The organism is Micrococcus sp. IITD107, from assembly GCF_041927415.1.
Taxonomy (GTDB): Bacteria; Actinomycetota; Actinomycetes; order Actinomycetales; family Micrococcaceae; genus Citricoccus; species Citricoccus terreus.
Genome location: NZ_JBHFFN010000002.1, coordinates 581,695 through 603,167, shown reverse-complemented (window position 1 = coordinate 603,167; position 21,473 = coordinate 581,695). Strand labels below are relative to the sequence as shown.

The 21,473-nt window shown below is 70.6% G+C and carries 17 protein-coding genes; 6 read left to right on the top strand and 11 right to left on the bottom strand.

Going from position 1 to position 21,473, the window contains the following annotated elements; genetic code table 11:
* Positions 1–62: 62 nt before the first annotated feature.
* From ACEXHE_RS07090 to argC, 6 genes are read right to left on the bottom strand one after another with little or no spacing between them, the layout of a single operon-like run.
* The gene (locus ACEXHE_RS07090) at positions 63–560 is read right to left on the bottom strand and encodes an arginine repressor (RefSeq protein WP_374785232.1); all 498 of its coding nucleotides are present in this window, start codon (positions 558–560) and stop codon (positions 63–65) included.
* A complete protein-coding gene (gene argF, locus ACEXHE_RS07085) occupies positions 557–1,546 on the bottom strand; it encodes an ornithine carbamoyltransferase (protein WP_374785231.1) in 990 nt (329 codons plus the stop codon). Before argF ends, ACEXHE_RS07090 begins: the two co-directional genes overlap by 4 nt.
* Entirely contained in the window at positions 1,543–2,886 is a 1,344-nt protein-coding gene (locus ACEXHE_RS07080) for an acetylornithine transaminase (protein ID WP_374785230.1), read from the bottom strand. The genes argF and ACEXHE_RS07080 overlap by 4 nt, the downstream gene beginning before the upstream one ends.
* Positions 2,883–3,788 (bottom strand): acetylglutamate kinase, encoded by a 906-nt coding sequence (gene argB / locus ACEXHE_RS07075; protein ID WP_277245259.1) that lies wholly within the window; start codon positions 3,786–3,788, stop codon positions 2,883–2,885. Before argB ends, ACEXHE_RS07080 begins: the two co-directional genes overlap by 4 nt.
* 13 nt (positions 3,789–3,801) lie before the next feature.
* Positions 3,802–4,962, bottom strand: coding sequence for a bifunctional glutamate N-acetyltransferase/amino-acid acetyltransferase ArgJ (gene argJ / locus ACEXHE_RS07070; protein ID WP_374785229.1), 1,161 nt, complete (start codon positions 4,960–4,962; stop codon positions 3,802–3,804).
* Positions 4,959–5,999, bottom strand: coding sequence for an N-acetyl-gamma-glutamyl-phosphate reductase (gene argC / locus ACEXHE_RS07065; RefSeq protein ID WP_374785228.1), 1,041 nt, complete (start codon positions 5,997–5,999; stop codon positions 4,959–4,961). The genes argJ and argC overlap by 4 nt, the downstream gene beginning before the upstream one ends.
* Positions 6,000–6,076: 77 nt before the next feature.
* On the opposite strand from argC, the gene ACEXHE_RS07060 reads away from it, so the two are divergent.
* From ACEXHE_RS07060 to ACEXHE_RS07050, 3 genes are all read left to right on the top strand, one after another.
* The gene (locus ACEXHE_RS07060) at positions 6,077–7,063 is read left to right on the top strand and encodes a quinone oxidoreductase (protein ID WP_374785227.1); all 987 of its coding nucleotides are present in this window, start codon (positions 6,077–6,079) and stop codon (positions 7,061–7,063) included.
* Positions 7,064–7,133: 70 nt separating this feature from the next.
* Positions 7,134–11,219 carry a Pls/PosA family non-ribosomal peptide synthetase gene (locus ACEXHE_RS07055; RefSeq protein WP_374785226.1) on the top strand — a complete coding sequence of 1,362 codons (4,086 nt, stop codon included), beginning with the start codon at positions 7,134–7,136 and terminating at the stop codon, positions 11,217–11,219.
* Positions 11,216–12,667, top strand: a complete 1,452-nt coding sequence (locus ACEXHE_RS07050) for a M1 family metallopeptidase (RefSeq protein WP_374785225.1) — start codon at positions 11,216–11,218, stop codon at positions 12,665–12,667. The genes ACEXHE_RS07055 and ACEXHE_RS07050 overlap by 4 nt, the downstream gene beginning before the upstream one ends.
* Here the strand turns inward: ACEXHE_RS07050 and ACEXHE_RS07045 are convergent.
* Genes ACEXHE_RS07045 through pheS form a run of 3 tightly spaced genes read right to left on the bottom strand, consistent with a single transcriptional unit; the run spans position 12,654 to position 17,038 of the window.
* On the bottom strand, positions 12,654–13,385 hold the full coding sequence (locus ACEXHE_RS07045; protein ID WP_091693670.1) for a 4'-phosphopantetheinyl transferase superfamily protein: 732 nt from the start codon (positions 13,383–13,385) through the stop codon (positions 12,654–12,656). The genes ACEXHE_RS07050 and ACEXHE_RS07045 overlap by 14 nt on opposite strands.
* Before the next feature lie 2 nt (positions 13,386–13,387).
* Complete coding sequence (gene pheT / locus ACEXHE_RS07040) at positions 13,388–15,952, bottom strand: phenylalanine--tRNA ligase subunit beta (protein ID WP_374785224.1); 2,565 nt, start codon at positions 15,950–15,952, stop codon at positions 13,388–13,390.
* Positions 15,953–15,958: 6 nt separating this feature from the next.
* Positions 15,959–17,038: a phenylalanine--tRNA ligase subunit alpha gene (gene pheS / locus ACEXHE_RS07035; RefSeq protein ID WP_091693663.1), complete on the bottom strand. Its 1,080-nt coding sequence runs from the start codon at positions 17,036–17,038 to the stop codon at positions 15,959–15,961.
* Positions 17,039–17,262: 224 nt separating this feature from the next.
* Between pheS and ACEXHE_RS07030 the strand changes: the two genes are divergently transcribed.
* Entirely contained in the window at positions 17,263–17,727 is a 465-nt protein-coding gene (locus tag ACEXHE_RS07030; RefSeq protein ID WP_342715177.1) for a hypothetical protein, read from the top strand.
* A 22-nt stretch (positions 17,728–17,749) separates the two neighbouring features.
* Here ACEXHE_RS07030 and ACEXHE_RS07025 read toward each other — a convergent pair whose 3' ends face one another.
* Entirely contained in the window at positions 17,750–18,412 is a 663-nt protein-coding gene (locus ACEXHE_RS07025) for a pyroglutamyl-peptidase I (protein ID WP_374785223.1), read from the bottom strand.
* A gap of 67 nt (positions 18,413–18,479) precedes the next feature.
* On the opposite strand from ACEXHE_RS07025, the gene ACEXHE_RS07020 reads away from it, so the two are divergent.
* On the top strand, positions 18,480–19,595 hold the full coding sequence (locus ACEXHE_RS07020; RefSeq protein ID WP_091693653.1) for an Rv2578c family radical SAM protein: 1,116 nt from the start codon (positions 18,480–18,482) through the stop codon (positions 19,593–19,595).
* A gap of 10 nt (positions 19,596–19,605) precedes the next feature.
* Here ACEXHE_RS07020 and ACEXHE_RS07015 read toward each other — a convergent pair whose 3' ends face one another.
* Complete coding sequence (locus tag ACEXHE_RS07015; RefSeq protein ID WP_374785222.1) at positions 19,606–20,091, bottom strand: (deoxy)nucleoside triphosphate pyrophosphohydrolase; 486 nt, start codon at positions 20,089–20,091, stop codon at positions 19,606–19,608.
* Positions 20,092–20,133: 42 nt separating this feature from the next.
* On the opposite strand from ACEXHE_RS07015, the gene ACEXHE_RS07010 reads away from it, so the two are divergent.
* Positions 20,134–21,318, top strand: a complete 1,185-nt coding sequence (locus ACEXHE_RS07010) for an MFS transporter (protein ID WP_374785221.1) — start codon at positions 20,134–20,136, stop codon at positions 21,316–21,318.
* Positions 21,319–21,473 lie beyond the last annotated feature (155 nt).

Here is a 21,473-nt window from a genome sequence, read left to right as displayed (position 1 = left end):
CGCCGACGGCGGGCACCCAGCTGGGGTGCCCGCCGTCGTCATGTCTGTGTACTGTGGTCGCCTCACCCGGCCAGTTCCAGGAAGGTCCCGGCCACCGCCGCCCCGCCGTCAGGCGCTCGTGCCACGACCATGATGGTGTCATCACCGGCGATGGTGCCCAGCACATCGCCCATCCGCGCCTGGTCCACCGCGCTGGCCAGGAACTGAGCCGCACCCGGCGGGGTGCGCAGGATGACCAGGTTGGCGCTGGCCTCGGCAGAGATGAGCAGGTCCCGGCACAGGCCAGCCAATCGGGACAGTGCGCTCTCGGAGGTCCGGTAGGTGGAGGACTCCTGGCCCACCGGCCCTTCCGGGGGCACCGCATACACCAGTTGCCCTGCCTCCGAACGTACACGTGAGGCGCCGATCTCCACGAGATCACGCGAGAGCGTCCCCTGGGTCACCGAGACGCCCCGCTCCTGCAGGACCTCCAGCAACTGCCCCTGGCTGTGGATCTCTCCGGAGTCCAGCACTTCACGGATGGCCGCCTGGCGGGCTGTCTTGGTCGAGGGCACGGTCATCGACCGTCACCTGCCTCCGGTGGGACAGCGAGCCCGGAGCGGTACAACAGCCAGGCCATGAGTGCCTTCTGCGCGTGCAGCCGGTTCTCGGCCTCGTCGAACACCACGGACTGCGGGCCGTCGATGACCTCGGCTGCCACCTCCAGTCCGCGGTAGGCGGGCAGGCAGTGCAAGAAGATCGCGTCCGGCGCTGCCAGGGCCATGGCAGCCTCATCGACCGCATAGTGCTTGAAGAGGACCTGGCGCTCTTCCTTCTCCTCTTCCTGCCCCATGGAGATCCAGGTGTCGGTCACGACGACGTCCGCTCCGGTGAGTGCCTCCGTGGAGTCCTCGGTGATCAGCACTGACCCGCCGGTCTCGCCGGCCCGTTCCTGTGCAGCGGACACCACGGACTCGGCGGGCAGGTAGCCAGCCGGCCCGGCGATGCGCACGTGCATCCCGGCAGTCACGCCGGCCAACAGATACGAGTTGGCCATGTTGTTGGCGGCGTCGCCCAGGTACGTCATGGTCAGGCCCTCAGTCCGGCCCTTGTGCTCCCGGATGGTCAGCAGGTCCGCCAGCAGCTGGCAGGGGTGATAGTCATCCGACAGGGCGTTGATGACAGGGACCCGCGCGTGCTGGGCCATCTCCTCCAGGCCCGACTGGGCATAGGTGCGCCAGATGATCAGGGAGACCATCCGCTCCAGGACCCGGGCCGTGTCCGAGATCGTCTCCTTGTGCCCCAGTTGGGACTCACCGGGGTTGACGATCAGCGGCTGCCCACCCAGGTCAGCGATGCCGGCGGCGAAGGACACCCGGGTGCGCGTGGAGGTCTTGTCGAAGAACACGATGCCGGTCTGCGGTCCGGCCAGCGGCCGGTGCAGCCAGCGGTCGGCCTTCATCTGCTCCGCCAGGTCCAACACCTGGGACTGCTCGGCGGGTGTCAGGTCGGTGTCCACCAGGAAGTGGCGGATGGGGGTGCTTCCAGAGTTCGGTGTGGAGTTCACGGTGTCCGGTCCTGTCGGTGAGAGTCGGTCGGGGCGGGCGATGAGGGTGAGCCCGCGAGTGCTTCACGCACCAGCTCCGGCAGCTCCTGGACGAATCGCTCCGCCTCATCGCGGGAGAGGATCAGCGGCGGTGCGAGCCGCAGGGTCTGCGGCCCCGTGGCGTTGAGGATCCAGCCGTGCTCCACGCCGCACCTGACCACGGAAGGTGCCAGGCCGCCGTCGGGAATGCTGTGCCGGTCTGCTGGCACGGCGAGCTCGATGCCGATCAGCAGGCCGTACTGGCGCACCGCGCGGACCTCCGGCAGTACGCGAAGCTGCCCTGCCAGGTGGGCGCCGAGCATCTGCGCATGGGTGAGCAGATGCTCGGCCTCGATGGTCTCGATCACGGCCAGTCCGGCGGCGGTGGCCAGAGGATTGCCGCCGAAGGTGGTCCCGTGCTGGCCGGGGGTGAGCAGCCCGGAGACGTGGGGGCCGAAGCTGATCAGCGCGCCGATCGGGACGCCCCCGCCCAGCCCCTTGGCCAGGGTCATGGCGTCCGGCAGGACCGGGGCATCCTGACCGGTGACGGCCGGGTTCTGATGGGCGAACCAGGTGCCGGTGCGGCCCATGCCTGACTGCACCTCGTCGAAGATCAGCAGTGACCCGTGACGATCGCACAGATCCCGTGCGCCCTGCAGGTAGCCGGCGGGCCATCCGTGCACCCCCGACTCGCCCTGGACCGGCTCGATGACCACGGCGGCCACCGTCTCGTCCATGGCCCGGGTCAGCGCGTCCGGGTCCCCGGCGGGCAGGTGCTCCACGCCGCCCGGCAGGGGCTCGAAGGGCCTGCGGTACTGCTCCTTGAAGGTCAGTGCCAGCGCGCCCATGGTCCGGCCGTGGAAACTGTGCTCCAGCGCCAGGATCCGGGTGCGACGTCCGCTGGGGTCCTCCCCGCCATGCCGCCGGGCCAGCTTGAACACCGCCTCGTTGGCCTCCGTCCCGGAGTTGGCGAAGAACACGGTGGATCCGGCCGGCGCCTGAGCCAGCTCGAGCAGGCGTTCGGCCAGGGCGATCTGCGGCGGCGAGGTGAACAGGTTGGAGATGTGACCCAACGTGCCCAGCTGCTCGGTGACCGCCTGGACCAGCCGAGGGTGGGCATGGCCCAGCACGTTCACGGCGATCCCGGCCAACAGGTCGGTGTAGGCCTGGCCGTCCGCGTCCCAGACGGTGGCGCCCTCGCCCCGGACCAGGACCCGTGAGGGCTGACCGAACACCCCCGTGAGGGACGCCCGGTAGCGGTCCAGCAGGTCGGCCCCCGTGGAGTCCGGGGTGACTGCGTTGACAGCGGTTGAGTCGTTCATGACTGCTCCTCCGGAAGCACCTGGGTGCCCACACCGGCGGTGGTGAAGACCTCCAGCAGCATCGAGTGCGGGGCGCGGCCGTCCACGATGTGGGCCTGCGGGACTCCGCGATCCACGGCGTGCAGACACGCTGACATCTTGGGGATCATCCCGGACTGCAGGGTGGGCAACAGCTCCCGCAGCCGGTCAGCCGTGATGGAGGAGACCAGTGAGTCACGATCCGGCCAGTTCGCATACAGCCCCTCCACGTCCGTGAGCACCACGAGCTTGGACGCTCCGATGGCGGCGGCCAGAGCTGCGGCGGCGGTGTCCGCGTTGACGTTGAGCACCGATCCGGTGGGCTGTCCGTCCGCATCCACCTCCGGGGCCACCGAGGAGACCACGGGGATGCGTCCGTTGTCCACCAGGTCACGGATGGCGGCGGGGTTCACCCCGGTCACCTCGCCCACCAGTCCCAGGTCCACGGCCACCCCGTCCACCTCGGTCCCGGTGCGCTCAGCCTGGAACAGGGCTGCGTCCTCGCCGGAGAGTCCCACGGCGTAGGGTCCGTGGGAGTTGATCAGGCCCACGAGCTCACGCCCGACCTGCCCGGTCAGCACCATCCGCACCACGTCCATGGCCTCCTCGGTGGTGACCCGCAGTCCGCCCTGGAACTCGGAGGCGATGCCCAGTCGGTCCAGCATGGTGTTGATCTGGGGTCCCCCGCCGTGCACCACCACGGGGTGGATGCCGCAGTGGTGCAGGAAGACGATGTCCTCGGCGAAGGCCTGGCGCAGCTCCTCCGAGACCATGGCGTTGCCGCCGTACTTGATCACCATGGTGGTCCCGGCGAACCGCTGGATCCACGGCAGGGCCTCGATCAGGACTTCGGCCTTCGCCGTGGCGCGCGTGTGCTCGATCATGGGTTCCTCTCGCTCAGCTGGAGTAGGCCGAGTTCTCATGCACGTAGTCGTGCGTGAGGTCGTTGGTCCAGATGGTCGCCTCGGCGTCACCGGCGTGCAGGTCGATCTCCACGGTGACCTCGCGCCCGGACAGGTCCACCAGGTTCCGGTCCTCCCCCACTACGGCAGCCCGGCAGACCTGGATCCCGTTGAAGGTCACGTCGATCGCGTAGGCGTCGAAGGGAGCCACGTCCTCCGGGACGGTCCCCACGGCGGAGATGACCCTGCCCCAGTTGGGATCCTGGCCGAACACGGCGGTCTTGAACAGGTTCGAGCGGGACACCGCCCTGGCCACGGCCTCGGCGGCCTCCTCGGTGCTGGCGCTGACCACGCGGATGGTGATCTCGTGCGCAGCGCCTTCAGCGTCCGCGATCAGCTGCCGCGCCAGGTCCTCGCACACGGCACGCAGCCCCTCCTGGAACTCCGCCGGCTCCGGAGCGGTCCCGGAGGCGCCGGAGGACATCAGGACCACGGTGTCGTTGGTGGACATGCAGCCATCCGAGTCCGCGCGGTTCAAGGTGGTCCGCACGGCCTCCCGCAGAGCGGCGTCCAGCTGTTGCGGCGCCACCACGGCGTCGGTGGTGATCACACAGAGCATGGTGGCCATGCCGGGGGCCAGCATGCCGGCACCCTTGGCCATTGCGCCGATCGTGTAGCCCGGCCCCTGGTGCTCGGAGGTCTTCGGCACGGTGTCCGTGGTCATGATGGCCTCGGCCGCGTCCGCCCCACCGTCCGCGCTGAGCTTCCCGACGGCGTCACTCACCCCCGGCAGCAGCCTCTCCATGGGCAGCGGCAGACCGATCAGTCCAGTGGAGCACACCACGACATCCCCCGCGGAGACGCCCAGCTGCTGCGCGGCATGTTCGGCGGTGGCGTGGGTGTCCTGGAAGCCGGGGTGACCGGTGGCCGCGTTGGCTCCTCCGGAGTTGAGCACCACGGCGTCCACGCGCCCGTCGGTGAGCACCTGACGTGACCACAGCACGGGGGCGGCGGCCACCCGGTTGGTGGTGAACACGGCGGCCGCATGGCGGTCCGGACCATCGTTCACGACGACGGCCACATCCGGCTTGCCGGAGTCCTTCAGTCCTGCGGTGGTTCCGGAGGCCCGGAATCCCTGGGGCACGGTGACGCTCATGGTGCGGTTCCTTGCTGGGTCAGCCCGGCCTGCTCTGACAGGCCGAGGGCGATGTTCATGGACTGGATGGCTCCGCCGGCGGTGCCCTTGGTGAGGTTGTCCAGCGCGGCAGTGACGATCACCCGGCCGGCGTGCTCGTCCACGGCCAGCTGCATCACCACGTGGTTTGAGCCGAGCACGGCCTTGGTGGTGGGCCACTGTCCCTCCGGCAGCAGATGGACGAACTCCTCCTGGGCGTAGGCGTCCTGCCAGGCCTGACGGATCGCAACCGGGTCCGTTCCGGGAACGTACCGAGCGGTGGCCGTGGCCAGGATCCCCCGTGCCATCGGCGCCAGGGTGGGGGTGAAGGAGATCGTCACCGGCTGGCCGGCGGCCTGACTCAGGCCCTGCTCGATCTCCGGGGTGTGGCGGTGTCCTCCGCCGACACCGTAAGGGCTCATCCCGCCCATCACCTCACTGCCGAGCAGGTGGGGCTTGACCGACTTGCCGGCCCCGGAGGTGCCGGAGGCGGCCACGATCACCACGTCCTGCGGTTCCAGCACGCCTGCCGAGAACCCCGGCGTCAAGGCCAGCAGGGCCGTCGTCGGGTAGCAGCCGGGGACGGCGATGCGGCGGGCACCGGCCAGCCGTTCGCGCTGGCCCGGCAGCTCCGGCAGGCCATAGGGCCAGGTGCCGGCATGGTCGGTGCCGTAGAACCGCTCCCAGGCCTCGGCGGACTCGAGCCGATGGTCAGCGCCGGCATCGATCACCAGGGTGTCCGGCGAGCGTTCGGCGATCTGGGCGGCCAGGGCGCCGCTGGCTCCGTGGGGCAGGGCCAGGAAGACCACGTCGTGCCCGGCGAGGGCCTCGGCGGTGGTGTCCTGAAGGACACGGTCCGCCAAGGAGTGCAGGTGCGGCTGCAGTGCCCCCAGGCGCTCGCCGGCGTTGGAGTGGGCGGTGATGGCACCGATGGTCACGTCCGGGTGGGCGGTGAGCAGGCGCAGCACCTCACCCCCGGCGTATCCGCTGGCTCCTGAGACGGCGACTGTGATGCTCATGCCGCCATCCTACGGCATTCATGCAGTGGTTGGAATATTTATGCATAGTGAGACCCGGTGGCGACTACAGTGGACCCATGACCGAGAACCTCCCGCAGACCCATCACGCCGTGACGATCGACCAGCCTGGCGGGCCGGACGGACTGACCTGGTCCGAGGTGCCCGCTCCCCAGCCCGGCCCCGGACAGGTCCTGGTGCGCACCGCGGCGGCCGGACTGAACTTCATCGAGACCTACCAGCGCTCCGGGGTGTATGACGTGGACTACCCGTTCACGCCGGGCTCAGAGGGATCGGGCACCGTGGTGGCACTGGGCGAAGGCGTGGAGGGCGTGGAGGTGGGCGACCGGGTGGCCACCGCCGCCGGAACGGGCACCTACGCCGAGCACTTCGTGGCACCGGCCGAGCAGCTGCTGCCCGTTCCGGAGCAGATGGACCTGCAGCAGGCCGCAGCCGTCCCACTGCAGGGCATGACCGCGCACTACCTGTGCCGTTCCACCGTGGAGGTGGGGCCGGACCACACGGTGCTGATCCACGCGGGCGCCGGCGGGGTGGGCCTGCTGCTGACCCAGCTCTGCGTCTCCCTGGGGGCCACCGTCATCACCACTGCCTCGACCGAGGCCAAGCGCGAACTCTCCCGTCAGGCCGGCGCCGCCCACGTGCTGGAGTACGAGGGCTTCGCCGAGAAGGTGCGCGAGCTGACCGATGGCCAGGGTGTGGACGTGGTCTATGACGGCGTCGGCAAGGACACCTTCGACGCCTCACTGGAGTCCCTGCGCGTCCGCGGGACCCTGGTACTGTTCGGAGGCTCCTCCGGCCAGGTGCCGCCGTTCGACCTGCAACGCCTCAACGGGGCCGGCGCCCTCTACGTGACCCGGCCGTCACTGGCGTTCTACACCCGCACTGCCGACGAGACGGCATGGCGGGCCGGGGAGCTGTTCGAGGCGATCGCCGCCGGGACCCTGGACCTGAGGATCGGCGCGCAGCACCCCTTGGCCGAGGCCGGACGGGCCCACGCCGATCTGGAGGAGAGGAAGACCACAGGCAAGGTGCTGCTGGTTCCCTGAGATACTGACAGGTGGAGATCGGACACCGTGCCCGGTCAGCGTGGTCATCGAAAGCAGGACTGACATCGTCGTGAGCGCTCCCCACCTTCCCCAGTTCCCGGCCTCCCACCTCGCCCCACCGGCGCGGACCCTGATCGACATCCTCACCGCCAGCGCCGAACAGCACCCGGAGGCCCCTGCGCTGGATGACGGCGAGACGGTGCTCTCCTACGCCGAGCTGCTGGACGAGGTCAAGGCCACCGCCCGCACGCTGCATCTGCGCGGGCTCGGGGCCGGGGATCGGATCGGCATCAGGATCCGCTCCGGCACGGTGGAGCTCTACGTCTCCATCCTCGCCACCCTGTACGTCGGCGCGGCCTATGTCCCCGTGGACGCCGATGACCCGGACGAGCGGGCCAGGTTGGTGTTCACCGAGGCTCGGGTGGCCGGCGTGCTGGAGAGCGAGGGGAAGATCCGCACGGGCCAGCGCCGTCCCGCTCCCCATCCCTCGCCGCGTCCGCCCGCACCGGAGGACGACGCCTGGATCATCTTCACCTCCGGCTCCACCGGCACCCCCAAGGGCGTGGCGGTGACCCACCGCAACGCGGCTGCATTCGTGGACGCCGAGGCCCGGATCTTCCTCCAACAGGAGCCGTTGGGCCCGGGAGACCGGGTGCTGGCCGGGCTCTCCGTGGCGTTCGACGCCTCCTGTGAGGAGATGTGGCTGGCCTGGCGGCACGGCGCCTGCCTGGTCCCAGCCCCCCGCTCCCTGGTCCGCTCGGGCATGGACCTGGGGCCCTGGCTGGTCTCCCGGTCGGTCAATGTGGTCTCCACCGTCCCCACCCTGGCCGCCCTGTGGCCCCCGGAGGCCCTGGAGAACGTGCGTCTGCTGATCTTCGGCGGCGAAGCCTGCCCTCCGGAGCTCGCCGCGCGCCTGGCCGAGGAGGACCGTGAGCTGTGGAACACCTACGGCCCCACTGAGGCCACCGTGGTGGCCTGCGCGGCCCCGATGGACGGGATCGGACCCATCCGGATCGGGCTGCCTCTGGACGGCTGGGACCTGGCCGTGGTGGACCCGGCCACCGGGATCCCGGTCGAGCAGGGGGCCACCGGCGAGCTGATCATCGGCGGTGTGGGGCTGGCCCGGTACCTGGACCCGGCCAAGGACGCGGAGAAGTACGCCCCGTTCCCCTCCCTGGGGTGGGAGCGGGCCTACCGCTCGGGCGACCTGGTGGTCTATGACCCCGAGGGCCTGCTGTTCGTCGGCCGTGCCGATGAGCAGGTCAAGCTCGGTGGACGCCGGATCGAGCTCGGCGAGGTGGACACCGCCCTGCAGGCCCTGCCCGGGGTGGCCGGCGGTGCCGCGGCGGTGAAGACCACCCCGGCCGGCACCCAGCTGCTGGTGGGCTACCTCGGAGTGCCGGAGGGCTCCCCCGAGCCGGACCTGACGGCGTTGCGGGCCGAGCTGGAGCGCGTGCTGCCGGCCGCGCTGGTGCCGCGCCTGGCCGTCGTCGAGACCCTGCCCACCAAGACGTCCGGCAAGGTGGACCGCGACGCCCTGCCCTGGCCCCTGCCCGGCATGGGCGGGGGTTCCGGCACGGCAGATCCCGACGGCGGCCTGCCCCTTCCCGAGGACACGCCCGGTGGGTGGGTGCTCGCCCAATGGCGCGATGTGCTCGGCGCACCACCGGCAGATCTGGACAGCGACTTCTTCTCCTCCGGCGGCGGCTCACTGGCCGCGGCCCAGCTGGTCTCCCGGCTGCGCACCCGCCACCCCATGGTGACGGTGCGGGACGTGTACGCCCACCCGCGCGCCGGCGCCCTGGTGGAGGCGGTCACGGGCGACACGGCCGACGGGACTGGCCAGCCGCAGGAGCCGGTGGAGCCACGCCCGGTGGTCCGCACCGCTCGCAAGGCCCAGGTGTTCCAGACCCTGATGGGCATTCCGCTGTTCATCCTGGTGGCGATGCGCTGGGTGGTCTATCTCTCCGCCGCGTCCAATCTGGCCGCCGCCTGGGGCATCCTGCCGGAAGCTCCCACGGTCTCCTGGTGGTGGGTGCTGGCCGGGTGGCTGGTCTTCGTCTCCCCTCCCGGTCGGATGCTGCTCTCCGTGGCCGCCGCGCGGCTGCTGCTCAAGGACGTGGGGCCCGGCTCCTATCCGCGCTCGGGGAAGGTCCATCTGCGGCTCTGGCTGGCCCAGCACATCGCCGACCTGGTGGACCCCGTGTCCCTGGGCAGCGCCCTGTGGGTCCCCACCTATGCGCGTCTGCTCGGCGCCCGAATCGGGACCGGAGTGGATCTGCACTCAGTGCCTCCCGTCACGGGTCTGCTGGAGCTGGGCGACCATTCCTCGGTGGAGCCGGAAGTGGACCTGTCCGGCTACTGGATCGACGGCGACGTGGTGCACATCGGGCCCGTCAGCATCGGTGAGGGGGCCGTCGTCGGGTCCCGCTCCACCCTGATGCCCGGCGCCAGCATCGAGGACGGTACCATCATCCAACCCGGCTCCACCGTGACCGGCAAGACCAAGTCCGGCGTGGACTACGCCGGCTCCCCCGTGAAGCGCCGCGGCAAGGCCAAGGCCGAGGGACCGAACATCGCCCCGCCGAAGGCCACTGGCTGGCTGGTGCTCTCCGGACTGGGCTCGGGCGTGCTGGCCCTGCTTCCGGTGCTGGCCGCAGTGCTGGCCGCCCTGGTGGGACTGTGGTCTCTGACCTGGTGGCCGGACTGGTCCGCCGATCCGGCCCTGAGCACCGCCCCGGGCACCCTGTTCGGTTCGGCCTGGCGCCTGCTGCTGGTCTCCCCGCTGATGGCGCTGGTGTGGTTCGGGGCCAATATGGCCTTCACGGTCACTGCAGTCCGGCTGCTCGCGGTGGGGGTCACCCCCGGCTACCACGCCGTGCGGTCCCGGGTGGGCTGGCAGGTCTGGGCCACCGAACGCATCCTGGACACCGCCCGGGACCTGCTCTTCCCGCTCTACGCCGGCCGGTTCACCCCGGTCTGGCTGCGCTGGCTTGGTGCTCGCGTGGGTCAGAACGTGGAGGCCTCCACCGTGATCCTGCAGCCCTCGTTGACCGAGATCGGTGACGGCGCGTTCCTGGCTGATGACACCATGGTCGGCTCCTACTCTCTGGCGGGCGGCTGGATGTACGTGGACGAGGTCAAGGTCGGCAAGCGCTCGTTCGTGGGCAACTCCGGCATGGTCGCGGCCGGACGCAAGGTCTCCAAGAACTCCCTGGTGGCGGTGCTCTCGGCCGCCCCCAAGAAGTCCAAGGCCGGGTCCTCCTGGCTGGGCTCACCCCCGGTGCGCCTGCGCCGGACCGAGGTGGACGCGGACGATGCCCTGACCTACGCCCCGCCGGCCCATCTGAAGCGGGCGCGCACCGCCTGGGAGTGCCTGCGCATGGTGCCCGTGTGGGTCTCCGTGGTGATCGCCCTGGGTGTGGCGCTGGCCCTGGACGGGCTGGCGCAGCTCGGCGGCGGCTCTTCCGGTCCGTCCGGTGACCCCGGCGTCGGTGCGGATCCGGGAGGCTGGTGGCTGGCCGCCCTGCTCGGCGGTGCCGTGCTGATGGTGGCCGGAGCGGTGGCCGCCGGGTCCTCCGTGGTGGCCAAGAAGCTGCTGATGGGACGCATCCAGCCCGGGGAGCACCCGCTGTGGAGCTCGTTCATCTGGCGCAACGAGGTGGTGGACACCTTCATCGAGATGGTCTCTGCACCCTGGTTCGGCCGCGCCGCCTCCGGCACGCCGTCCCTGGTGTGGTGGCTCAGGGCGCTGGGAGCGCAGATCGGCCACGGCGTGTGGTGCGAGTCCTACTGGCTGCCGGAGGCCGATCTGGTCCACCTGGGCGACTCCTCCACGGTCAACCGTGGCTGCGTGGTCCAGACCCACCTCTTCCACGACCGCGTGATGTCCCTGGACACCGTGGTGCTGGAACCGGGTTCCACGCTCGGCCCCAACTCGGTGATCCTGCCGGTCGCCGGGATCGGCGAGTCCGGCACCGTGGGCGCCGGGTCCCTGGTGATGCGCGGCGAGTTCGTCCCGCCCCACTCCTGGTGGATCGGCAACCCGGTAGGACCCTGGAAGGGGCCCAAGGTGAAGGGACGCCAGGCGGCGATCGAACGCCTGGAGAGACGAGAACAGAAGGAGCAGGAGCAACAGGAACAGGTGAGACCATGACTCCCCGCAGCGCCAGCGCCGGCACCACCGCCGGACCCGCCACCCACGGCTCGCACGGCCACTCCCCCGCCCTGCCGGACCCCTACACCCCGGGCAACGGCACACCGGACTACACGGTGCGTCACTATGAGCTGGACGTGGAGGTCAAGCTGGCCGCCAATCGGATCTCCGGGCGGGCCCTGCTGCACGGCACCGTCCAGCACGCCACGCGGCGGATCGAGCTGGATCTGCACACCCCGCTGCGTCCCGGGACGGTCACCGCCCGTTCCTCAGCGGGCACCGTGCGGGTCCAGAAGGCCGTCAAGCGACGGGATCGACTGGTGATCGAGCTCTCCACGGAGCTGCCGGCCGGGACGGACCTGGACCTGGAGATCCCCTACTCCGGCACCCCCACCTTCCGCCGGGGCACCTGGGGTGAGGTCGGCTGGGAGGAGCTGACCGACGGCGTCCTGGTGGCCGCCCAGCCCAACGGCGCCAGCACCTGGTTCCCATGCGTGGACCACCCCTCGGTGAAGTCCACCTACCGCTTCAGCATCACCACCGACGCGGGCTACCTGGCGGTGTGCAACGGGGTTCCGTCCGGTCACCGGCGCCGCTCCTCGCGCGAGCAGTGGGACTGGGAGCTCACCGCTCCGGTCCCGGCGTACCTGGCCACGGTCCAGATCGGCCGGTACCAGCTCACCGAGCTCTCCGCCGGGTCCCGACGACGGCCCCTCACGCCCCAGCGTCAGGTCGCCTCACCGGTGTTCATGGCGGTCAGCCCGGCGCTCAAGCGCCAGGCCCAGGGGGCGCTGGCCCTGCAGAACGAGATGATGGCCTGCTTCGAGCGGCACTACGGTCCCTACCCCTATGAGCGGTACACGGCGGTGGTGACCGATGACGCCTTGGAGATCCCCCTGGAGTCGGCTTCGCTGTCCATCTTCGGGGCCAATCATCTGGACGGGACGTGGGCCTCGGAGCGGCTGATCGCCCACGAACTGGCGCACCAGTGGTTCGGCAATGCCCTGACCGTACGGCAGTGGAAGGACATCTGGCTGCACGAGGGCTTCGCCTGCTACAGCGAATGGGTCTGGAGTGCCGACTCGGCCCATGCCACGCTCCGGGAGCAGGCGCAGACCGCCTGGCGCGGACTGGCCGCCAAGCCCCAGGACCTGGTGCTGACCGACCCCGGTGCCCAGCTGATGTTCGACGATCGGATCTACAAGCGTGGCGCCCTGGCCCTGTACGCTCTGCGGTGCACGGTGGGTGCCGAGCTGTTCGACGCCCTGTTGCGGGCCTGGGTGCAGGAACATCTGCACGGCAGTGTGGACACGGAGATGTTCCTGTCCTTTGCCGAGCGTTTCCTCTCCACGGCAGGCATCCCGGAGGGGCGGGTCCGCGAGGTCATGCACCCCTGGCTGTTCGTGAAGGCCCTGCCCGGCTTCCCGGAGGACCTCAGCCCACGCTGAGCAGGACGACCGCTCCGACCTGGCCTTCCGGCAGCTCCCCACCGGGCCAGTCGGTGCCCAGCACCACCACGGCCTCCGGGTGATCGGGGACCTCGAGTCTGAGTCCGCCCGTGGCAGGGTCGGTCCGGGCCACCGTCAACTCGGAGGGGTCGGCCCGGAATCCGGTGCCCAGTGCCTTGACCACGGCCTCCTTGACGGCCCAGAGGGTGGCGCGGACGGCCGCCTGCTGGCCTTCGGGCAGCCCCGCCACAGCCTGCTGCTCGGCACCGGAGAACCCCACCGAACTCTCCGCCGGGCCCAGTCCGTCTGCAGTGGCGAAGGCTGGGCCGGTGACCACCTCGATGTCCACTCCGATGCGCCAGCCGGTCTGAGCCGCGTCCGGTTCCAGCCACGCCGTGGCCAGCCAGCCACCGGCCCGGCTGAAGCTGACGCAGGGAACCGGTGTGGCGTCGTCGGGAAGGCCGGTGCCGTGGCGCCTGCGCGCCAGGGAGGTCAGCCGCAGCGAGGGGGTGCCGTGCTGGTCGCTGCCGCACTCCGGGCACTGGTGGACCGCGTCCCAGGTGCCCGGGCGGAACCCCCGCGAGACGGCCAGGAAGTCGAGCGCCTCACGGCGCTGGTCCGGGGTGCGGGGGCCGGTCAGGACCACATGCCAGGACGGAGCCCCCGGCGTGGAGGCTCCGTCCTTCTGCTCGTGGCGATGGTGCCGGTCCGCACTCATGCTCAGCGCTGCACGGCTCCGTGGCGCTCGGCGGCCAGTGCCGTGGCGGCGGCACGCGCCTCGGAGGCCTCGTCCGCGGTGAGCGTGCGGTCCGGGGCACGGAAGCGCAGGGTGAAGGCCAGGGACTTGCTGCCCTCGGGCACGCCGGTGCCGGTGTAGACGTCGAACAGGGCGATGTCCTCCAGCAGGTCTCCGGCGCCCTCGCGCAGGGTGGCGAGCACGTCCCCGGCCACGGTGTTCTCCTCCACCACGAGGGCGACGTCCTGGCTGGTGGCGGGATAGGTGGAGATCGGTCCGGCCACCACGACGTCCGCGGCGGCGTCCATCAGGGCGTCCAGGTCCAGCTCCACAGCGACCGTGCGGGCCGGCAGGTCCGAGGTCTCCAGCAGCTTGGGCAGCAGCTCGCCGGCCACGCCGACCGCCGATCCGTCCGCGAGGCGCAGTTCTGCGGTGCGGCCGGGGTGGAACGCCTGATGGGCGCCCTGGGCCACCGTCAGCGGGACACCCAGGATCTGGGCGATGTCCAGCGCGGTGCCCACGGCGTCCTGCCAGTCCCAGCTGCGCGGGGCATGGCCGGCACCGGGGGCAGAGTCGTGTCCGGCGAACACGGCGGCGATCCGGCGCGGCTGGTGCGGGATGCCGGCGTTCAGGTCTGCCAGCACGTCCTCACTCGGGCGCGCCCCCAGCGGCGGGATGGAGGCGCTGCCGAGCTGCTCACTGGGCAGGAAGACCAGCCCGGACTCGTAGAGCGCCAGGTCGCGGAACCCACGGGAGTGGTTGCGGCGCAGGATCTCCAACAGGCCTGGCAGCAGCGAGGTGCGCAGGTAGCCGAACTCAGCGGAGATCGGATTGGCCAGGTGGACCATCCGCTGGGCGGCGCCCTCCTCAGCGGTGGCGGAGCCGAACAGCCGGTTCTGGGCCTCGGAGACGAACGGGTAGGCCAGCACCTCGGTCAGCCCGGCATCGGCCAGGCCCTGCAGGACACGGCGGCGCTGGGACTGCTCGCGGGTCAGCCCACGGCCCGGCGGCGCCACCGGCACCTCAGACGGGATCTGGTCGTAGCCGACCAGACGGGCGATCTCCTCTACCAGGTCCTCGCGGATCTCCAGGTCGGAGCGCCAGGACGGGGCGGTCACGGTGTAGGTGGTCTGCCCGTCAGCATCCTGCCCACGCTCCACGGTGGCACCGAGGTCGGTGAGCACACGCTCGATCTGTTCCTCGGTGTACTCCACCCCGGTCAGGGCGGTGGGGAACCCGGCGGGCAGCTGGACCACAGACGGGTCCGGGCGGGTGCCGACATCGGTCACCCCCGGCTCGGCGGTGCCGCCGGCCAGCTCGACCAGCAGCTGGACCGCACGTTCGGCGGCCTCGTCGGCGATCTCCCAGTCGACCCCGCGCTCGTTGCGCTTGGACGCCTCGGAGGGCAGTTTGTGCCGACGGCGGGTGCGGCCCATGCTCACCGGGTCGAAGTGGGCGGACTCGATCAGCACGGTGGTGGTGGCGTCGGTGACCTCGGTCTCGGCACCTCCCATCACCCCGGCCAGACCGATCGGTCCGCGGTCGTCGGTGATCAGCACGTCCTCGGTGGAGAGGGCACGGTCCTTGCCGTCCAGTGTGGTCAGGCGCTCACCCTCGTGGGCGCGGCGGACCACGATCGGCCCCTGCAGCTTCTCACGGTCATAGAAGTGCAGGGGCTGCCCCAGCTCCCACATGACGTAGTTGGAGATGTCCACCGGCAGGGAGATCGAGCGCATCCCGGCCAGGCGCAGGCGCGCGCTCATCCACGCCGGAGTGGGCGCGGTGGGATCGATCCCGGTGACGGTGCGGGCCACGAACCGGTCACAGCCGGGGACACCGTAGATCGGCGCCTGGTCCTCGAGGCGGACCTCGTGTCCGTCCTGGTTCGCCTCCGGCGGGGACACCAGTGAGGCGGGGTCGGTGAACTCGGTGCCGGTGGCGTGGGCGTACTCGCGGGCCACACCGCGGATGGAGAAGGCGTAGCCGCGGTCGGCGGTGACGTTGATCTCGGCGGCCTCGTCGCGCAGGTGGAGCAGCTCGAGCACGTCGGTGCCGATCTCCGGGTCCAGACCCATCCGGGAGAGCACGATGATCCCGTCATGATCCTCCCCCAGACCCAGCTCACGTGCGGAGGCGATCATGCCCGCGGAGACATGTCCGTAGGTCTTGCGCGGGGAGATCCGGAAGTCACCGGGCAGGACGGCACCGGGCAGGGTGACGATCACCTTGTCCCCCACGGAGAAGTTGTGGGCACCGCAGACGATCCCCTGCACGCCGGAGGGATCGATCCCCTCACCGGTCAGTGTCTGCGGCTGTCCCTCGGGGGCCACGCGGACCTGGCACCAGTTGATGGTCTTGCCGTTGGACTGGGGCTCGGGGACCATCTCCAGCACCTGGCCGACCACGATCGGACCGGACATCTCATCGAGGGGGCGGTGGACCTCCTCTTCTTCGAAGCCGACCGTGACCAGGTCGGCCATGACGTCCTCGGCGGTGGCGTCCGCCGGGACCGGGACGAATTCACGAAGCCATGACAGCGGGATGCGCATGGGTGATCAGATCTCCATTCCGAAGTGCTGGGAGAAGCGGACGTCGCCCTCGATCATGTCTCGCATGTCCGGGACCTCGTTGCGGAACATCAGGGTGCGCTCCACGCCCATGCCGAAGGCGAAGCCGGAGTAGACCTCCGGGTCCAGGCCGGCGGCGCGCAGCTCGTTGGGGTGGACCATGCCGCAGCCGCCCCATTCGATCCAGGCCGGGCCGCCCTTGGCTCCGGGATGCCAGATGTCCATCTCGGCGGAGGGCTCGGTGAAGGGGAAGAAGTTCGGGCGCAGACGGATCTTGGCCTCCGGTCCGAACATCTGCCGGGCGAAGTACTCCAGCGTGCCGCGCAGATGGGCCATGGTCAGCCCCTTGTCCACGGCCAGGCCCTCGAACTGGTGGAACACCGGGGTGTGGGTGGCGTCGAGCTCATCGGTGCGGAAGGTCCGCCCGGGGCAGAGCACATAGACGGGCGCGCCGCGCTCGAGCATGGATCGCATCTGCACCGGGGAGGTGTGGGTGCGCAGGAGCAGGTGGGACTCGGGCGGGTCCACGAAGAACGTGTCCTGCATCTCGCGGGCCGGGTGGTCCGGCTTGAAGTTCAGGGAGTCGAAGTTGAACCACTCGGACTCGACCTCGGGGCCCTCGGCGATCTCCCAGCCCATGCCCACGAAGATGTCCTGCACGCGCTCGCTGAGCAGGGTCAGGGGGTGGCGGGCGCCGACCTGGCGGCGACGCACGGCCTGGGTGACGTCCACGGTCTCCTCGACCAGCATCCGTGCGGCGTGCTCCTCCTCGAGCACCGCGGTACGGGCGGCCAGGGCCTTCTCCATCCGTCCGCGAGCGCCGCCCATGAGCTTGCCGGCCACAGACTTCTGCTCCTTGGGCAGCTTGCCGATTCCCCGGTTGGCCAGGGTCAGCGGGGCCTTCTCCCCGGTGTGCGCCAGCCGTGCGGTCTTGAGCTCCTCGAGGGTGCCGGCGGCCTGGAAGTCGGCCAGTGCACGCTCGACAGCGGCCTGCACCGCGGTCTCGTCAGCCGGTGAGATCTCCTGATCGGGCCTCTGCCCGGGAGCCTGATCCGTGGATTCGGTCATAAGACTGCATGCCCCTGTGGTGGTCTGTACTGGTGTGGGCCCCGCTTCACCAGGGCCTCATCCAGTCTAAGTGCCCTGCCGGACGCGTTTGCCCCGTTGCACACTGCACCCCGAGTCTGCGCGACCCGTATCCTGCTGACATGGACCCGCTTCTCCCTCCCGACGACGGCCGCTCGCCGAAACCTCCCGGCTCGCCTGAGCGAGGGTTGAGGTGGGCTCTGCGCGTGCGCCAGATCTGGAACGCGGCGAACCTGTCCAGCGTGCTGGGCCTGGTGGGCGCCCTGTGCGCCGGGTGCCGGATCGAGCGGGGACCGGACGGCCTGATCCTGGCGCACGGCTACCGGTGGTCGTTTCCAGACGGCGGGGCGTTCACGGTGGGCAATGTGGTGTTCTTCCGCCCGCGCACCCGGATCACGCCGCTGCTGCTGGCCCACGAGGCCCGTCATGCCACCCAGTGGGCGTGGTGCCTGGGACTGCCCTTCCTGCCGCTCTACGGCCTGGCGGTGGCCTGGTCCTTGCTGCGCACCGGGGACACGGCCTCGCGCAATCTCTTCGAGCGGGGTGCCGGCCTGCAGGCAGGCGGTTACGCGGAGCGTCCGGTGCGGTGGCCGAGTCGTGGCCGGCGGTTCCCCGTGGACCGTGAGGGGCCGACCGCTCCGTCGGGTCCGTCCGGAGGTCACCTGGCCTGAGCTCACGAGAGTCCGAACCGGGTCAGTGCAGAGTCCCCTCGGGGGTGTCCAGGTCCGGCGCAGGGTCCAGGGCCTGGAAGGCGGCCACGGCGAGCGCTCGGGCCAGCTGTCCGGCGGGCAGGGTCTGGGTGATGCCGTCCGGGGCGTGCTCTGCGTCCCAGGGCACGTGGATGAAACCGGCACAACGCACATCATGGGCAGGAGCACTGCTCATCAGGTGCGCGAAGACGTGGTTGCAGACGAAGCTGCCGGCGCTCAGGGAGAGCTCCGCAGGGATCCCTTCGCCCTGGATGGACCCCGCCACGCGCTTGACCGGCAGGGTCGAGAACCAGGCGACCGGGCCGTCGTCGACCACCGCCGTGCCAGCGGGCTGATGCCCTGCGTTGTCCGGGATACGTGCGTCCTGCAGGTTCACCGCCACCCGTTCCACGGTGACCGCCGCCCGCCCACCCGCCAGCCCACAGGCGATGACCACCTCAGGCTGATGCCGGCGCAGCGCCTCGTCCAGCACTGGCCCGGAGGCGGCGAACTCGCAGGGCAGCAGTGCTGCGGCTGCGGCCACCCCGCGCTCCCGCAGCAGCGTGGCCGCCTCCTGCGCGGCGGGCCACGAGGGGTTGTGGGCGTCCCCGCCGAAGGGCTCGAACCCGGTGAGCAGGACCTGGACGGGGGCGTCGGCATTCAGCATGGCTCCACGCTACCGGCCGACTCGAGGTTCCTTGCACAGGAGTTCGAACATGTGTTCTAATCAATCCATGCGATGGGAAGCGCAGACTCTGCAGGCCGGGAGCGGCACCGAGCAGGACGGCGGCGGCACTCCAGCCGCGCCAGCCGCACTGCTGCCGCTCTCCGGCCTGCAGCGTTCCATCACCACCCCGGACTTCGCCGGCACCGTCTTCCATGAGGTGGTCGCCAAGTCCGCTCTCAACAAGGTCCCCGAGTCCTCGTCCATGCCCTTCCGGTGGACGGTGAACCCGTACCGGGGCTGCACCCACGCCTGCCGCTACTGCTACGCCCGCGGCACGCACACGTATCTGGACCTGGACGCCGGAGAGGACTTCGATCAGCAGATCGTGGTGAAGGTCAATGCCCCGGAGCTGCTGCGCCGGGAGCTCTCCCGCCCCACCTGGAGGCATGAGCCCGTCGCCCTGGGCACCAACACCGACCCGTATCAGCGCGCTGAAGGCCGCTACCGGCTCATGCCCGGCATCATCTCCGCCCTGGCGGACACCGGAACTCCGTTCTCGCTGCTGACCAAGGGCACCCTGCTCTCGCGGGACATCCCCCTGCTGGCCTCCGCCGCACGGCAGGTGCCCGTCCAGGTCTCCGTGTCCCTGGCCCTGCTGGACCCTGTCCTGGCCCAAGCGGTGGAGCCGGGAACACCTTCACCGGCGGCACGGCTGCGGCTGATCGAGAAACTGGCTTCGGCCGGCGCCGTGGTGACGGTGATGGCCATGCCACTGCTGCCCTGGCTGACGGACAGCGACTCCGCGGTGGACCACCTGATGTCCGCAGTGGCCTCCGCCGGAGCCCAGTCAGCCCTGGCTGGCGCCCTGCACCTGCGCCCGGGAGCACGGGAGTGGTACCTGTCCTGGATCAGCGAGCAGCACCCGCAGCTGCTGGACGGTTACCGCCAGCTGTACCGGCACGGCTCCTACGCCCCTGCGTCATACCGGCGGGCACTGGCTCGGCGCACCGCTCAGATCATCCGGCGGCACGGACTGGACCGGCACGGCGCCCACCGCCTCACCGAACCGGACGGCACGGCCCCGTCTGCAGCATTGACCCGCGAGCAGGATGCGCTGCCCGTCCAGCGCCCTGCCCCGCGAGATGCGGTCGGGGCATCCACGCGTCAGCTCGCCCTGTTCTGAGCGGACATGGCTAGGCCGTGCTGAGCCCCACCTGGTCTAGCAGTGCATCAACGATCGGCCGATCCGCGGGGATCCAGTCCAGTGCGTGCAGGTCCCTGTCCGTCAGATCAGTCCACTCCAACCGGTCATGGTCTTCGAGCGGACGGGGCACACCCGAGGCGATGACCGCCAGGAACACCCGCATCCTCGCCCCGTTGGACAGCAGCCAACCCTCAGGGTCAGGGGCCGCGATCTCGGCCCCCAGCTCCAGCTCCACCCCGAGCTCCTCGCGCACCTCGCGCAGCAGTGCCTCTCGAGGCTCCTCCCCGGCTTCGACCTTGCCCCCGGGGAACTCCCACAGGCCTCTGAGCGACTCCGGAGCACTGCGTCGAGCGGCCAGCAGACGGTGCGGCGCGTCCCACTCGTCCAGGATGGCAGCCCCCACCACGGGCCTCTTCGCCGGAACTGCGGTGGAGGCACCGTCATCGCGAGATGCAGCAGCGGTGGGATTCGTCATATCCCGATCCTAAGGGCGCATGACGGGCCGTAGTCTGGTTCGGTGCCGACCCCCTCCACCACTCGACAGCGCTCCCTCCTGGCTGGCGTCCTCGCCCTGTCGATGGGCGGCTTCGCCATCGGCACCACCGAGTTCGCCATCATGGGCCTGCTGCCCCAGGCCGTGGAGGACTTGGGCGTGGACCTGCCGGCGGGAGGCGTGCTCATCTCCGCCTACGCCCTGGGTGTGGTGGTGGGCGCCCCGCTGCTCGCCGCGGGCATGGCACGCGTGGACCGGCGCACCTCAGCCCTGTGGCTGATGGCGCTGTTCGTGGTCGGCCACGCGATCAGCCTGTGGGCACCCACCTACGAGTCCATGCTGGTGGCCCGCTTCATCTCCGGACTGCCGCACGGCGCCTACTTCTCAGCGGCCGCACTGGCGGCAGCCCACCTGGCCGGTCCTGCGCGGCGCGGTCAGGCCATCGCCTGGGTCATGGCGGGCCTCTCGGTGGCCAATCTGCTCGGCGTCCCCCTAGCCACGTGGCTGGGCCAGGAACTGGGCTGGCGCTCCATGTTCGTGGTCACCGGGATCTTCGGGCTTGCCACGGTCCTGGCCGTCGCCGTCTGCGTCCCGACGATTCCCGCCCCTGAGGGAACCTCGATCCGGCGCGAGCTGGGCGGCATGGCCTCCCCTGCGCTGTGGAAGGCCGTGACCGTGGGGATCGTCGGCTTCGCCGGCATGTTCGCGCTCTACACCTACATCGTTCCGGTCATGGTGGAGGTGGGCGGCATGCCCCTCTCCCTGGCCCCGCTGGTGATGGGCTTCTACGGGGTCGGCATGGTGGTGGGCACCCTGCTGGGCGGCTCCTGGGCCGACCGCTCCGCAGTGCGCACACTGCAGTGGTCGCTGGGCCTGGTCGCGGTCTCGCTGGCCGCCTTCAGCCTGGCCGCCCCCTGGTGGTGGCTCTCCCTGATTCCGCTCATGGCCGCAGCCATCTGCGCCTCCGCCCTGGTGCCCTCGCTCCAGGTCCTGCTGGTCGACTCTGCGCCGCAGTCGCCCCAGCTGGCAGGCGCGCTGAACCACTCAGCCCTGAACCTGGCCAATGCGGCCGGCGCCTGGGTCGGGGCGGCCGTGATCGCAGGCGGAGCAACCCTCCAGGTCCCCGCCGCCGCCGGCGCCGTCCTGGCGTTCCTGGGACTGGCTCTGAGCTGGATCCTGCTGCGGCGTACGAACCGCCTGTCCCCGTGACGTCGGCGCCCCGATCGCGACACGCGCACAGCCGACACGCCGACGATCGCAGCTCGTCCACCCCCGCAGCATTCCACCTCAGGCCCAGAACCCCACTCTGACCTGGGACTTCGCTGACTGCGTCACAGATGAGAACCTCGACGCTCGAGGCATAT